The following is a 13,923-nucleotide window of genomic DNA, read 5'->3' as shown; positions in this document are numbered from 1 at the left end:
CGTGGCGCCCTCTGCCCTTCGGCAATTTCCCGATGATTCTCACGACATGAGCGCCAACTACGAAGCAGCGTCGTCCGACGCCACCAGCCCCGCCCCCCTGGAGGCCCCCGTGTACCTGCGGGCGCAGCGTGCACGGGTGGGGCTGAACCTCTTCTGGCGCACGTTCTTCCTGCTCGCGCTGCTGCTGGTGGGCAGCATCCTGGCCTGGCTGCAGACGCTGCGGGCGCTGGAGTTCGAGCCGCGCACGCTGCAGACGGCGCAGCAGATCGCCTCGCTGGTGAACCTGAGCCGCGCGGCGCTGGTGCATGCCGATGCGATCGCGCGCGTCTCGCTGATCAAGACCATGGCCGACCAGGAAGGCGTTCGCATCCTGCCGCGCGAGCCTTCCGACCGGTTCGACCTGCTGGACGCATCGGCGCTCGGCATGCGGCTGACCGAAGAGCTCACTACCCGCCTGGGGCCGGGCACCATCGTGGCGAGCAACGTCAATGGCGAAAGCGGCCTGTGGGTGGGCTTCACCATCAACGGCGACCCCAACTGGCTGCTGATGGACCGGTCCCGCTTGAGCGCGGCCGGGGGCAAGACCTGGATGATCTGGCTCATCACCGCCGCGGCCCTGTCGCTGGCGGGTGCCGCAGCCATCGCGCGCCTCATCAACCGGCCGCTCAAGCAGCTGTCGTATGCCGCCAACCGGGTGCGCGACGGCGACTTCGCCGCCAGCCAGCTCGACGAAGAAGCCGTGACCAGCGAAATCCGCGAGGTGAACATCGGCTTCAACCGCATGGCGCAAAAGCTCGCCAAGCTGGAGCAGGACCGCGCCGTGATGCTGGCGGGCATTTCGCATGACCTGCGCACGCCCCTGGCCCGCCTGCGGCTGGAAACCGAAATGAGCGTGTCGGACAACGTGGCCCGCGAACACATGGTGGCCGACATCGTGCAGCTCGACGCCACCATCGACAAATTCCTCGACTACGCCCGGCCCGACAACGTGACCCTGAACCCGGTCAACCTGCATGGCGTGGTGTCGTCGTGTGTGTACGCCGTGCAGGACCACCGCGAGCTGCAGATCTCGATGAACGTGCCCGAGGACCTGAACGTGCTGGCCGACGAGGTCGAACTGGCGCGCGTGATCTCCAACCTGCTCGAGAATGCCCGCCGCTACGGCAAGACGCACGACAGCGGCACGGCCACCGTGGACATCGCGGCCAAGGGGCGCGAGAAGTGGGTGCTGATCAAGGTGCGCGACCATGGCCCGGGCGTGCCGCCGGAGCAGCTGGCCAACCTGACCAAGCCGTTCTTCCGCGGCAATTCGGCCCGCACGGCGGCTGCCGGCGCGGGCCTGGGCCTGTCCATCGTGGACAAGACGGTGCAGCGCATGGGCGGCATCTTCGCCCTGGCCAATTCGGGATCGGGCGGCCTGGTGGCCCACATCCAATTGCAGCGGGCGACCGACCTGCCCGGCGGCAAGGACCCCAAGCAGCGCCTGCAGCGCCCTCAGATCAAGCGCAACCTGCCCCCGCGCCGCCCTAAGCCGGCGAAGGCTTGACGAACAGCAGCGTCGCGGCCCGGGCCTCCATGGCGAGGCCCTGACCCACCGGGCCGAGCCGCTCGGCGGTCTTGGCCTTGACGTTGACCTGCCCCTCCTGCAGCGACAGCGCCTGCGCGATGCGGGCCCGCATCGCGGGGATGTGGGCGGCCAGGCGCGGCGCCTGCGCGATCACCGTGCTGTCGATGTTGCCGATCTCGTAGCCCTGCGCGCGCACGCGCCGCGCGGCCTCCACCAGCAGCGCCACCGAATCCGCGCCTTTGAACGTGGGGTCGGTGTCCGGGAAGTGGCTGCCGATGTCCCCCAGCGCGGCGGCGCCCAGCAACGCGTCGGTGATGGCGTGCAGCAGCACGTCGGCATCGGAATGGCCGAGCAGGCCCATGGTGTGCGGCACGTCCACACCGCCGATGACGAGGCGGCGCCCCGGCACCAGCGCATGCACGTCCCAGCCTTCGCCGATTCGGATGTTCATCGTTCGCTTTCCTGCAGGCGCTGCGCGCGCCTAAAAAATCGTCTTGCCCGGCACGGCCGAGGCTTCGCCCCGGGCGCCGCCGAAGCGGTCCAGGGTGGCGGCATGCATGCGCTGCGCCAGCACCGCTTCGGCCAGCGCGAAGTCGGCCGGGTAGGTCACCTTGAAGTTCTGCGCGCCGCCCGGCACCAGCCGGGGGTGCAGGCCCATGGCCTCCATGGCGCTCGCTTCGTCGGTGGCCGCCGGGCCCAGGTGCTCCAGCGCCTGCCGCAGCGGCCCGAGGCGGAACATCTGGGGCGTCTGGGCGAGCCACTTGTCGGTGCGGTCCACCGTGGAGGACACGCGCACGCCGCCCGGGCCGTCGATCGCGGTCTTGAGCGTGTCGGCCAGCTTGTGGGCCAGCAGCCCGCCCACGGCGTCGTCGGCGCAGGCGTCGATCAACGCGTCGATCTGCGCCGTGGTGACCAGGCAGCGGGCCGCATCGTGCACCAGCACCCAATCTTCGGGCAGCGCGCCGCGCTCTTGCAGCACGCGCAGGCCGCCCAGCACCGTCGCCGCGCGGGTGGCGCCCCCGCAGGGGGCCACGAAGAAGGTGGGCTGCGGCTGGCCGTCGAAAAACGCATCGCCCGGGGCCACGGCCACCAGCGTGCCCAGCAGCCGGCCCACACCGGCGAACGCGGCCAGGGTGTGCAGGACCATGGGATGCCCGGCCACCGGCTGGTACTGCTTGGGCAGCACCGGCACCTGGCCTGGCGCCACCCGGTCGATCCCCGAAGGCTGCGCCACCGCACGGGCGCCCACGCCGGCACAGGGCACCAGGGCCCAGAAACGCCCCTGGCCGGAGAGCGGTGGCGGCGAAAGGTGCGGGAGCAGATCGGTCATGGGGCGGCCATTGTAGGAGGGGCGGGCGTCCCCATCTGACAACGTGCGCCGAGAGCACGCCCGCCTAGAATTGCCACTCGCCCGCACCGCCCGACCGCCGCGCACACCGCGCCCCCGGGGCCGGTGTCCCGGGCCCGACGCACCGCCACCCGCATGGACCTCCCCAAACTCATCCCCGGAAAACGTTTCACCCTGCCACGCCCGGTGGGCAGCGCCGATGCCCTGCTGCTGGCGCGCCTGGGCGAGCGAGAGAAAGCCGCGCGGCGCACCACCGCCATCGTGACGGCCGACGCCACCGATGCGCGGCGCCTCATCGACGAGATGGCGTTCTTCGCCCCCGAGCTGCGCTGCGCGCTGTTCCCCGACTGGGAGACGCTGCCCTACGACACGTTCTCCCCGCACCAGGACCTGATCAGCGAGCGCCTGGCTACGCTGTGGCGCATCAGCCAGGGCGAAGCGGACGTGGTGCTGGTGCCGGCCACCACGGCGCTGTACCGGGTGGCGCCGCCCTCCTTTCTCGCGGGCTACACCTTCCACTTCAAGGTCAAGCAGAAGCTGGACGAGGCGAAGTTCAAGGCGCAGCTCACGCTGGCGGGCTACTCCCACGTGTCGCAGGTGGTGAGCCCGGGCGAGTACGCGGTGCGCGGCGGGCTGATCGACCTCTTTCCCATGGGCTCGCTGGTGCCTTACCGCGTGGACCTGTTCGACGATGAGATCGACAGCATCCGCACATTCGACCCGGACAGCCAGCGCAGCCTGTACCCCGTGCCGGAGGTGCGCCTGCTGCCGGGCCGCGAATTCCCGATGGACGACGACGCGCGGGCCAAATTCCGCAGCCGCTGGCGCGAGATGCTGGAGGGCGATCCGACCAAGAGCCGCATCTACAAGGACATGGGCAACGGCGTGGCCACCGCGGGCATCGAGTACTACCTGCCGCTCTTCTTCGACGAGACGGCGACCGTGTTCGACTACCTCGGCGCCGAGGCCACCGTGGTGCTGCATGGCGATCTGGAGCCGGCCTTCCAGCGGTTCTGGCAGGACACCAAGGACCGCTACCGCCTGATCCAGGGCGACCCGGACCGCCCGGCCCTGCCGCCGGAAGCGCTGTTCCTCACCACCGAGCAGTTCTACACCCGGGCCAACGCGCACCCGCAGCTCGCCTTGCGACCGGGCGTGGAGGACATTGCCGACAACGCCCATTTCCAGAAGCTGGGCGACCTGTCGGTGGCGCGCGGTGCCGAAGACCCCCTGGCGCGCCTGCACGCCCACATCCGCAACACCCCGCACCGCGTGCTGCTGCTGGCGGAAAGCGCCGGGCGGCGCGAGAGCCTGCTCGATTTCCTGCGCGCCTCTCAGTTGAGCCCGCCGGCCTTCGACTCGCTGGCCGAGTTCCAGGCCCATGCCGAGGAGAAGGTGGGCATCGCCACGGCCGCCGTCACGACGGGCTTCAGCTGGCTCGGCGACGGCATCGACTTCGTGACCGAGACGGAGCTGTTCGCCGCCGGCGCCACCACGCGCCGGCGCAAGAAGCAGGAGCAGGTGAGCGATGTCGAGGCGCTGATCAAGGACCTGTCCGAGCTCAACGTGGGCGACCCGGTGGTGCACAGCGCGCATGGCATCGGCCGCTACCACGGGCTCATCAACATGGACGTGGGCCAGAAGAACCCCGACGGCACGCCCGCGCTGCAGGAATTTCTGCACCTCGAATACGCCGACAAGGCGGTGCTGTACGTGCCCGTCAGCCAGCTGCAGCTCATCAGCCGCTACACGGGTGTGAGCGCCGACGAGGCGCCGCTGCACAAGCTGGGCAGCGGCCAGTGGGAGAAGGCCAAGCGCAAGGCGGCCGAGCAGGTGCGCGACTCCGCGGCCGAGCTGCTCAACATCTACGCCCGCCGCGCGGCGCGCGAAGGCCACGCCTTCCGCTACTCGCCACAGGACTACGAGCAGTTCGCCAACGACTTCGGCTTCGAGGAAACGGCCGACCAGAACGCGGCCATCCATGCGGTCATCCAGGACATGATCTCGCCCCGCCCCATGGACCGCCTGGTCTGCGGCGACGTGGGCTTCGGCAAGACCGAGGTGGCCCTGCGCGCGGCCTTCGTGGCCGTCACGGGCGGCAAGCAGGTGGCGTTCCTCGCACCCACCACGCTGCTGGCCGAGCAGCACTACCAGACGCTGATGGACCGCTTCGGCAAGTGGCCGGTGAAGGTGGCCGAGGTGTCGCGCTTCCGTTCGGGCAAGGAGATCACCTCTGCCATCAAGGGCATCGGCGACGGCACGGTGGACATCGTGGTGGGCACGCACAAGCTGCTCTCCGAATCCACCCAATTCCACAACCTGGGCCTGCTCATCATCGACGAGGAGCACCGCTTCGGCGTGCGCCACAAGGAGCAGATGAAGGCGCTGCGCGCCGAGGTGGACGTGCTCACCCTCACCGCCACGCCCATCCCACGCACGCTCGGCATGGCGCTGGAGGGCCTGCGCGACCTGTCCGTGATCGCCACGGCGCCCCAGCGGCGCCTGGCCATCAAGACCTTCGTGCGCAACGAGGGCACGGGCGTGATCCGCGAGGCCGTGCTGCGCGAGCTCAAGCGCGGCGGGCAGTGCTACTTCCTGCACAACGAGGTCGAGACCATCGAGAACCGGCGCCAGAAGCTGGAAGAGATATTGCCCGAGGCCCGCATCGCCGTGGCCCACGGCCAGATGCCCGAGCGCGAGCTGGAAAAGGTCATGCGCGATTTCGTGGCACAGCGCTACAACATCCTGCTGTGCTCGACCATCATCGAGACCGGCATCGACGTGCCCACGGCCAACACCATCATCATGAGCCGCGCCGACAAGTTCGGCCTGGCGCAGTTGCACCAGCTGCGCGGCCGCGTGGGCCGCAGCCACCACCAGGCCTACGCCTACCTCATGGTGCCGGACATCGAGGGCCTGACCAAGCAGGCCGCGCAGCGGCTCGATGCCATCCAGCAGATGGAAGAGCTGGGCAGCGGCTTCTACCTGGCCATGCACGACCTGGAGATCCGCGGCGCGGGCGAGGTGCTGGGCGAGAACCAGAGCGGCAACATGCTGGAGGTGGGGTTCCAGCTCTACAACGAGATGCTGTCGGAGGCCGTGCGCTCGCTCAAGGCGGGCAAGGAGCCCGACCTGCTGGCGCCGCTGTCCGTCACCACCGACATCAACCTGCACGCGCCCGCGCTGCTGCCCAATGACTACTGCGGCGACGTGCACCTGCGCCTGTCGTTCTACAAGAAGCTGGCCACCGCCAAGACCACCGACCAGATCGACAGCCTGCTGGAGGAGATCGTGGACCGCTTCGGCAAGCTGCCGCCGCAGGCGCAGACCCTGATCGACGTGCACCGCCTGCGCTGCATGAGCCAACCCTATGGCGTGGTCAAGGTGGATGCGGCGCCCGGCGTGATCCACATCACCTTCAAGCCGCAGCCGCCGATTGATCCGATGAACATCATCCACCTGATCCAGAAGAACAAGCACATCAAGCTGGCCGGCAACGAGAAGCTGCGCATCGAACGCGAACTGCCCGAGGCCAAGGACCGGGTGCAGATGGTGCGCGACGTGCTGCGCAGCCTGGGGCAGCCGCTGGCGCAGGGCGCGCCCGCCTGACGGATGGCTTGGGACGGTGCCGTGGTGAGCGGCATGCCATGCACGGTGTTCGGTGCCTTCCGGCCGGGGCGCCCCGCCATCTGGCCGGACCCTTTGCATTCAGAGCGAAACGTGCCCTGAGCGCAATAAGTACTAGGGCATATAGCTATAAAAATAATAGCATCCGACATGCCAATCGCTGGCGCACGCGCCAGCACACCGCGAACGGGTGCAGGAATTGCTTGGACGATGGCACGCGCCGGGATGGCACCGGCGGCCATTCGTTCCAACCGATCCAAGGAGTCCGCCCATGCGTGTTGCACGCCCGATCCCGGCATTTTTCTGCGCCCTCGGCCTCGTGGCCACGGCAGCGCCCGCGCTGGCCCAGGGCACCTACCCGGACCGCCCGGTGAAAGTGATCGTCGCGCTCCCCGCTGGCGGCAGCGCCGACATGATCGCGCGCATGGTGGGCCAGAAGATGGCGGCCGAACTGGGCCAGCCGTTCGTGGTGGACAACAAGGCGGGCGCTTCGGGCCAGATCGGCACGCCCATGGTGGCCCGTGCGGCGCCGGACGGCTACACGATCATGGTGTCGCCCGCGTCGTTCCTGACCACCAACAAGAGCATCTTCAAGACCCTGCCCTATGACCCGCAGGCCGACTTCGTGCCCATCACCAAGCTGGTGAACCAGCCGATGGTGCTGGTGGCCAAGGACGCGCAGAAGTTTCCGAGCGTGGCCGCCGTGCTGCAGGCGGCCCGGGCCGCGCCGGGCCGGGTGACCTACGCATCGTCGGGCGACGGCAGCCCGCAGCACCTGGCGGCGCTGATGTTCGGCACCCGCACGCAATCGAGCATGCTGCATGTGCCGTACAAGGGCGGTGCCCCGGCCATCAACGACACGCTGGCGGGCAACGTGGACCTCATGTTCGCCGTGCTGCCCGAAGCGTTGCCGCACATCCAGTCGGGCAAGCTGCAGGCGCTGGCGGTGATGAGCGCGCAGCGTTCGGCGGTGCTGCCGCAGGTGCCCACCATGGCGGAAAGCGGCGTGCCGCAGGTGGAACTGTCGGCCTGGGTCGGCCTGCTGGCACCGGCCAGGACGCCGCAGCCCGTCATCGACCGGCTGCGCAGCGCCGCCCACACCGCCTTGGCGGGTGACACCCAGACCCGGCTGGCGGCCAGCGGCATGGAGGTGGCGCCCGGCACCACCCAGCAACTGCAGGACACCATCGCCGCGGAAATCAAACTGCACGCCGAACTGGTCAAGGCGGCCGGGCTGGCGCCCCAGTGAAGCAACGAGGCGGGAGCGGCAGCGATCCCGGCAGAGGCAGGCAGCGGCAGGCGACCTGGGGATAATCCCCGCTGTGTCCCGGAACGCCGCCGCTGCGCGCCGGGCAGTCCCCTCCCCTTCCTTTTGTCTTCGCCGCAGGATCTTTCCTCCCCCCATCCATGAGTGCCGCCACCGAATTCGCTCCCGGCCTTGTCGTCCAAGGCCTTTCCACCCCGCTGTCCCTGTCGGACTTCAAGCTCATCGCATTCGACATGGACTCCACCCTGATCAACATCGAGTGCGTGGACGAGATCGCCGACGCGGCGGGCCGCAAGGCCGAAGTGGCCGCCATCACCGAGGCCGCCATGCAGGGCCTGATCACCGACTACAAGGAAAGCCTGCGCCAGCGCGTGGCCCTGCTGCGCGGCGTGACCGTCGGGCACCTGGAACACGTGTTCGCCGAGCGGCTGCGCTTCAACCCCGGCGCCAAGGAACTGGTGGCGGCGGCCCGCTCCGCGGGCTTGACCACGCTGCTGGTCTCGGGCGGCTTCACGTTCTTCGCCGACCGGGTCCGCGCCGGGCTAGGCATCGATCTCGCGCGGTCGAACCAGTTGGAGGTCGAGGACGGCGTGCTCACCGGCCGCATGGTGGACCAGGCCTGGGGCGACATCTGCGACGGCGCCGAGAAACGCCGGACGCTGCTGGAAGTGGCCTCGCTCCTGGGCATTTCGCCCAGCCAGGCCATTGCCGTGGGTGACGGCGCCAACGACCTGCCCATGATGGGAGCCGCGGGCCTGTCGGTGGCCTACCACGCCAAGCCGGCGGTGCGGGCCCAGGCCAAGGTGGCGATCAACGAAGGCGGGTTGGATCGTCTGCTGGAAGTGCTGCGCTGACGCCCTGGCGTGCCCATCGGCGCGCCACCCCGATTGCTATTATTTCAATAGCAACCAAGCCAAACGATACTAGGGCATCAGCCTCTTTTCATTCGAACTGCGATCCGCTGGATCGCATAAGAGGATCGCTCGTTATATCGATATGAAAATAAAAGAATGGCGCATGCCCGCGCCCTTCACTACATTCACGTCTTCTAACGGCGCGCGCTGGGGCGTCCGCCGACCGATCCAACCGACTGAAATGAAAGCCCTCTCCATGCTGAAGAAAACGCTGTCCGCCATTGCCGTTGCCACCTTGGTCTTCTCGGCGCATGCCGCCGATGTGCTCAAGGTCGCGGCCTCGGCGGTGCCGCATGCGGAAATCCTGAACTTCGTGAAGCCGCAGCTCAAGGCCCAGGGCGTGGACCTGCAGGTCAAGGAATTCAGCGACTACATCCAGCCCAATGCCGCGGTGGAAGACAAGCAGCTGGACGCCAACTTCTTCCAGCACCAGCCCTACCTGGACAGCTACAACAAGGACCGCAAGAGCAGCATCGTCGCCGTGCCCGACGGCAAGGTGCACGTGGAGCCCTTCGGCGCCTACTCCCGGAAGATCAAGGCCGTGGGCGAGCTCAAGGAAGGCGCTCTGGTCGCCATCCCCAACGACCCGTCCAACGCTGGCCGCGCGCTGATCCTGCTGCAAAAGCAGGGCCTGATCGAGCTGAAGGACCCCAAGAACATCACGGCCACCCCGATCGACATCGTGAAAAACCCCAAGAAGCTCAAATTCCGCGAACTCGAAGCCGCCCTGCTGCCGCGCGCGCTGCAGGACGTGGACCTGGCGCTCATCAACACCAACTACGCCATCGAGGCCAAGCTCAACCCCACCAAGGACGCGCTGTTCATCGAAGGCGCTGACTCGCCCTACGCCAACCTGGTGGCCGCGCGCGCCGACCGCGCCAACGACCCCCGCATCCAGAAGCTGGTGAAGGCGCTGCACACGCCGGAAGTGAAGAAGTTCATCCAGGACAAGTACCAGGGCGCCGTGGTGCCCGCGTTCTGAGGGCGGACCAACGTCGCGCCTGCGCGGCCCGCACGCACTGGCACACGCGGCGATGCGTGCGGGCCGCGTCGCCTGCAGACGGCCGTCGCCTCCGGTGGCCAGCGCCAGCAGCGCACCGGCGCTTTGAGCCGCCGGACTCCGATGGGGCTCAGAACACCATGCCCCCGGCAACGTCGATGGTCGTTCCGGTGACCCATCCACCGCGCTGCGACACCGCGAACGCCACGGCGTCGGCGATGTCCGCCGGCGTCCCCACCCGGCCGAGCGGCGTCTTGCCGACCAGCATGTCGACCATTTCCTTGGGGGCATCGGCACTGCCTTCCGTTTTCACGAAGCCCGGGGCGATGCCCACCACCCGGATCTGGCGGGGTCCAAGCTCTATGGCCAGCGAACGCGTCAGCGTGTCGACGGCGCCCTTGGTGGCCGAGTAGGCATGCACCACCGGGTAGGGACTCTTGGCCAGCCCCGAACTGATGTTGACCACGACGCCACCCGCCGGCAGCACGCGCGCAGCAGCCTGCGTGGTCAAAAGCAAACCCCGCACGTTGAGCGCGAAGTGGGCATCGATGCTGTCCGCCGTCAGCGAATCCAGCGAGTCCATGCGGTAGATGCCCGCATTGTTCACGAGGATGTCCAGCCGACCGAACTGTGCAAGGGCAGCATCGATCAACGGCTGGATCTGCGATGGCTGCGAGAGGTCTGCCTGCGCGGCGACTGCCCGGCCACCGGCGGCGGTGATGCGGCGCACAACGGCGTCCGCGTCCGATGCGGCGGTGGCGTAGTTCACGACGATGGACGCGCCATCGGCGGCCAGTCGCTCGGCGATGCCGGCACCGATGCCTTTGGATGAACCGGTGACGATCGCGACCTTGCCCGAGAGTGAGCTCATGGATTTTCCTTTGGGGTGATGAGGGTGGAGGAATGAAGTGCTGGGATTCCCATCGGCGCCGGGCCGGAGAAGCGCCAACGATAGGCACAACGTCGCTTCAGATAAATGGGTGCTCGCGGCATGCGGCATGAAGCAGTGCTTCACAATCGGCGCCATGTCCCCCGATCTCCTTGCCCCCATTGCCGCGTTCGCGCGCGTTGCGCACCATGCGAGCTTCACCCGGGCCGCCACGGAACTGGGTGTGTCGCCGTCGGCGCTTTCGCAGACGATCCGCAAGCTGGAAGCCAGTCTGGGTGTGCGGCTGCTTGACCGTTCGACGCGGCGCGTCGGCGTCACTGAACTGGGCCAGCGGTTCCTGGCACAGGCGCAGCCGAGCCTGGCGTCGTTGGCGCTTGCCATCGAAGGCATGAACGAGTCGCGGGACAGGCCGTCAGGGCTGCTGCGGCTCAATGTTTCGCGCACCGCCGCCGACATCGTGGTGCTACCGCACCTGCAGGCGTTCCTCGCGGAATTCCCGGACATCACGCTCGACCTGCATTGCGACAACGCGCTGCTCGACATCGTGGCTGGCGGCTTCGATGCCGGCATCCGACTGGGGGAGTATCTGGCGCAGGACGTGGTGGCCGTGCCCATCGGCGGGCGGCAGCGCATCGCAACGGTGGCGTCCCCCCGTTACCTGCAAGGACGCGCCTTGCCGCAGGTGCCCCAGGACCTGGCCGGCCATCGCTGCCTCAACGTGCGGCTGGGCGGAGGGATCTACCGCTGGGAATACACGAACAGGGGGCGCGCGGTCGAGGTGGAAGTGCAGGGGCCGCTGATCTCGAACGACGGAGACATCCTGGTCGCGGCAGTGCGCGCCGGCGCCGGCATCGCCTGCGTGTTCGAAGTGCAGGTGGCCGACGACATCGCCGCAGGCCGGCTGATGCCGGTGCTCAAGCCCTGGTGGCCGACCTTTCCGGGCTTCCACCTCTACCACCCGAGCCGCACCCACGTGCCGCGCAAGCTGCGCGTGTTCATTGACTTCCTGCAGGCCCGCGCGAAGCCCTGAAGGCCGCGCCACGCTGCACCAAGCGGGCAGCACGGTGATCGAGCGAAGGCGCTGCGGCTCGGTGATCCGCACGTGGCGGCACCGCCGCCGGCGCGCTCACTCGCTCGCTCGCCGGATCAATCGCCCTGCAGGCTGCGCGCCACCCACCACGCCAGCGCAAACATGGTGGCACCCGTCAACGTGTCGAGCACTCGCCACGCGCGCGGATCGGCGAACACGTGCTGCAGCCGCCGACCCGCGAAGGCCAGCACGAGAAACCACAGCAGGCTGGCGCAGGCGGCACCCACCACGAAGACCCACTTCAGGCCGCCATCCTGCCGCGCGCCAATCGACCCGATCAGCACCACGGTGTCCAGGTACACGTGCGGATTGAGCAGCGTGATGACGGCCAGCGCGCCGACGACGCCCAGTGCACTGCGTTCGGCCCGCCCCGTGGCGGCCAGCGCCGCCTGCGGCGCGCAGAACGCCCGGTGCCACGCAAAGCATCCGTACGCGAACAGGAACACCGCCCCGCCCAACGTCAGGCACCACGCCAGCGTGGGCGATCGGCCCAGCAGCTGCGCCATGCCGGCCACGCCCACCGCCACCAGCAACGCGTCGCTGATGACGCACCAGGCAATGCAGGCGCGTACATGGCGGCCCTGCACGGCCTGGCGCAGCACAAACAGGTTCTGTGCGCCGATGGAGACGATCAACGTCAGGCACACCGTGAATCCGGCCAGCCACGAGGCGGAGACGGAAGCGGCAGAAAAGGAGGGCGAGGCGATCCACATGGGTGAATTGTCCGAACCGCTTTGATTTAAGTAAACTTAAAGTATCTAAGCAATATGAAGCAAAACTAATGCTGGACTATGCCGGCCTGGAAGCCTTGGCGGCCGTGGTGCGCGAAGGCAGCTTCGAGCGCGCTGCGCGCAAGCTGCACGTCACGCCCTCGGCCATCTCGCAGCGCGTGAAGCAGTTGGAGGAGCGCGCAGGCCAGGTGCTGGTGCTGCGCGGAACGCCGTGCACGGGCACCGACGCGGGCCGCCGGCTCTGCCTGCACGTGGAACAGGTGGCCTTGCTGGAAAACGAACTGCGCCGTGCCAACCCTGCGTTGATGCCCGACACCCAGGCGCCAGCCCCCACATTGAAGCTGGCGGTGAATGCCGATTCCCTGTCGACCTGGTTCATGGACGCGATGGCGGCCTTCACCGCAGGAGGCAACGAGCTGCTGGACATCCGCATCGACGACCAGGAACACACCGCCCAGCGACTGCGCGAAGGCGAGGTGATCGCCGCCGTCACCGCCAGCGCCGGCAGCATCGCGGGCTGCAACACCTGGCCGCTGGGCGCCATGCACTATGTGGCGGTCGGCAGCCCGCCATTCGTGGAGCGCCACTTCGGCGGCGGCGTGACGCCCGAGACTGCCGCGCTCGCGCCCATGATGGTCTATGGCCGCAACGACCGCCTGCAGGACCAGTGGCTGCAGCGCCAGGGCCTGGCCTCGCGCCGCCACCCGCCCCGCCACTTCATGCCGTCCAACCAGGGCTTCCTGCGCAGCTGCGAGGTCGGCATGGGCTGGGGCATGCACCCCACCGTGCTGATCGAACGGCAACTGGCCGATGGCACGCTGGTGGAGCTGCGGCCGCAGGCGGGGATGGACGTGCCCCTGTACTGGGCGCTGCCGCGCTCGGCCCAGGCGGGGCTGGAGCGGCTCACGCGCTGCGTGATGGCGGCGGCGGGGGCCTGGCTGGGCGACGGCACGGCGCGACCATCGCTTGCTGCGCGTCAAACCCCTTGACGCCGGAACGGGCATGCTCTGCCCCGGCCCGGTCCAACTCACCCGACCACCCGACGACTTCAACCACCGCGCAGCCCCGCGCACCGATCCGATGGATTCAACCGCCCCCTTCAGCCCCCCGTTCGGCACACCCTGGACCTGGCGGGCATCACCGACCTCGTGCACGGCTTCTACGCCGACGTGCGCGCCGATGCCCTGCTGGGCCCCGTGTTCGACGCGGCCCTGCAGGACCGCTGGGAGCCGCACCTGGCGCGCATGGTGGACTTCTGGAGCACGGTGGCGCTGGGCAGCCGGCGCTACCGCCGCAACGTGCTCGCGCGGCACGGCGCGCTGGAGGGCGTGACGCCGGCGCATTTCGCGGCCTGGGTGGGACTGTGGCGGCAGCACACCGAGCGCCGCTTCGCGCCGGAGGTGGCGCATTCGCTGCAGCAGGCCGCGCACGGCGTGGCCCGCGCGCTGTTCCGCAAATGCTTCGGGCACCTGCCGGCCTGCGACAGGCCG

The 13,923-nt window shown here is 68.7% G+C and carries 12 protein-coding genes; 8 read left to right on the top strand and 4 right to left on the bottom strand.

The window, feature by feature from the left end; genetic code table 11:
* Positions 1–46 precede the first annotated feature (46 nt).
* Positions 47–1,546 carry a sensor histidine kinase gene (locus AC27IQ_RS02430; RefSeq protein WP_272564092.1) on the top strand — a complete coding sequence of 500 codons (1,500 nt, stop codon included), beginning with the start codon at positions 47–49 and terminating at the stop codon, positions 1,544–1,546.
* Here the strand turns inward: AC27IQ_RS02430 and ispF are convergent.
* The gene (ispF, locus tag AC27IQ_RS02425) at positions 1,527–2,018 is read right to left on the bottom strand and encodes a 2-C-methyl-D-erythritol 2,4-cyclodiphosphate synthase (RefSeq protein ID WP_284399393.1); all 492 of its coding nucleotides are present in this window, start codon (positions 2,016–2,018) and stop codon (positions 1,527–1,529) included. The two genes, AC27IQ_RS02430 and ispF, sit on opposite strands and share 20 nt — an antisense overlap.
* A 30-nt stretch (positions 2,019–2,048) precedes the next feature.
* Positions 2,049–2,897, bottom strand: a complete 849-nt coding sequence (locus AC27IQ_RS02420) for an IspD/TarI family cytidylyltransferase (protein ID WP_487087972.1) — start codon at positions 2,895–2,897, stop codon at positions 2,049–2,051.
* A 153-nt stretch (positions 2,898–3,050) separates the two neighbouring features.
* Here AC27IQ_RS02420 and mfd point away from each other — a divergent pair, with 153 nt between their 5' ends.
* From mfd to AC27IQ_RS02400, 4 genes are all read left to right on the top strand, one after another.
* Positions 3,051–6,524 (top strand): transcription-repair coupling factor, encoded by a 3,474-nt coding sequence (gene mfd / locus AC27IQ_RS02415; protein ID WP_487087970.1) that lies wholly within the window; start codon positions 3,051–3,053, stop codon positions 6,522–6,524.
* 289 nt (positions 6,525–6,813) lie between these two features.
* Positions 6,814–7,791 carry a Bug family tripartite tricarboxylate transporter substrate binding protein gene (locus tag AC27IQ_RS02410; RefSeq protein ID WP_487087968.1) on the top strand — a complete coding sequence of 326 codons (978 nt, stop codon included), beginning with the start codon at positions 6,814–6,816 and terminating at the stop codon, positions 7,789–7,791.
* A 158-nt stretch (positions 7,792–7,949) separates the two neighbouring features.
* Positions 7,950–8,663 carry a phosphoserine phosphatase SerB gene (serB, locus tag AC27IQ_RS02405; RefSeq protein ID WP_272564097.1) on the top strand — a complete coding sequence of 238 codons (714 nt, stop codon included), beginning with the start codon at positions 7,950–7,952 and terminating at the stop codon, positions 8,661–8,663.
* A gap of 256 nt (positions 8,664–8,919) precedes the next feature.
* A complete protein-coding gene (locus AC27IQ_RS02400) occupies positions 8,920–9,705 on the top strand; it encodes a MetQ/NlpA family ABC transporter substrate-binding protein (protein WP_487088005.1) in 786 nt (261 codons plus the stop codon).
* A 148-nt stretch (positions 9,706–9,853) separates the two neighbouring features.
* Here AC27IQ_RS02400 and AC27IQ_RS02395 read toward each other — a convergent pair whose 3' ends face one another.
* Positions 9,854–10,594, bottom strand: coding sequence for an SDR family NAD(P)-dependent oxidoreductase (locus AC27IQ_RS02395; RefSeq protein ID WP_487087966.1), 741 nt, complete (start codon positions 10,592–10,594; stop codon positions 9,854–9,856).
* A gap of 154 nt (positions 10,595–10,748) precedes the next feature.
* Here AC27IQ_RS02395 and AC27IQ_RS02390 point away from each other — a divergent pair, with 154 nt between their 5' ends.
* Complete coding sequence (locus tag AC27IQ_RS02390; protein ID WP_487087964.1) at positions 10,749–11,642, top strand: LysR family transcriptional regulator; 894 nt, start codon at positions 10,749–10,751, stop codon at positions 11,640–11,642.
* 116 nt (positions 11,643–11,758) lie between these two features.
* Here the strand turns inward: AC27IQ_RS02390 and AC27IQ_RS02385 are convergent, their stop codons facing one another.
* Positions 11,759–12,415 carry a LysE/ArgO family amino acid transporter gene (locus tag AC27IQ_RS02385; protein ID WP_487087962.1) on the bottom strand — a complete coding sequence of 219 codons (657 nt, stop codon included), beginning with the start codon at positions 12,413–12,415 and terminating at the stop codon, positions 11,759–11,761.
* Positions 12,416–12,483: 68 nt separating this feature from the next.
* Here AC27IQ_RS02385 and AC27IQ_RS02380 point away from each other — a divergent pair, with 68 nt between their 5' ends.
* Positions 12,484–13,422 carry an HTH-type transcriptional regulator ArgP gene (locus tag AC27IQ_RS02380; protein WP_487087961.1) on the top strand — a complete coding sequence of 313 codons (939 nt, stop codon included), beginning with the start codon at positions 12,484–12,486 and terminating at the stop codon, positions 13,420–13,422.
* Between the two features lie 132 nt (positions 13,423–13,554).
* On the top strand, positions 13,555–13,923 hold a 369-nt coding region (locus AC27IQ_RS02375), incomplete at its 3' end, for a group III truncated hemoglobin (RefSeq protein WP_487088003.1).

It is taken from the genome of Acidovorax sp. KPB24-07, from assembly GCF_057543315.1.
The sequence above is the reverse complement of the archived record's forward strand: the minus strand, read 5'-3'. Positions and strand labels throughout refer to the sequence as shown.

Excerpts from the sequence above, each read along its gene's own strand:
- AC27IQ_RS02430 (WP_272564092.1), top strand. The coding sequence starts at position 47 with ATGAGCGCCAACTACGAAGCAGCGTCGTCCGACGCCACCAGCCCCGCC.
- ispF (WP_284399393.1), bottom strand. The coding sequence starts at position 2,018 with ATGAACATCCGAATCGGCGAAGGCTGGGACGTGCATGCGCTGGTGCCG.
- AC27IQ_RS02420 (WP_487087972.1), bottom strand. The coding sequence starts at position 2,897 with ATGACCGATCTGCTCCCGCACCTTTCGCCGCCACCGCTCTCCGGCCAG.
- mfd (WP_487087970.1), top strand. The coding sequence starts at position 3,051 with ATGGACCTCCCCAAACTCATCCCCGGAAAACGTTTCACCCTGCCACGC.
- AC27IQ_RS02410 (WP_487087968.1), top strand. The coding sequence starts at position 6,814 with ATGCGTGTTGCACGCCCGATCCCGGCATTTTTCTGCGCCCTCGGCCTC.
- serB (WP_272564097.1), top strand. The coding sequence starts at position 7,950 with ATGAGTGCCGCCACCGAATTCGCTCCCGGCCTTGTCGTCCAAGGCCTT.
- AC27IQ_RS02400 (WP_487088005.1), top strand. The coding sequence starts at position 8,920 with ATGCTGAAGAAAACGCTGTCCGCCATTGCCGTTGCCACCTTGGTCTTC.
- AC27IQ_RS02395 (WP_487087966.1), bottom strand. The coding sequence starts at position 10,594 with ATGAGCTCACTCTCGGGCAAGGTCGCGATCGTCACCGGTTCATCCAAA.
- AC27IQ_RS02390 (WP_487087964.1), top strand. The coding sequence starts at position 10,749 with ATGTCCCCCGATCTCCTTGCCCCCATTGCCGCGTTCGCGCGCGTTGCG.
- AC27IQ_RS02385 (WP_487087962.1), bottom strand. The coding sequence starts at position 12,415 with ATGTGGATCGCCTCGCCCTCCTTTTCTGCCGCTTCCGTCTCCGCCTCG.
- AC27IQ_RS02380 (WP_487087961.1), top strand. The coding sequence starts at position 12,484 with ATGCTGGACTATGCCGGCCTGGAAGCCTTGGCGGCCGTGGTGCGCGAA.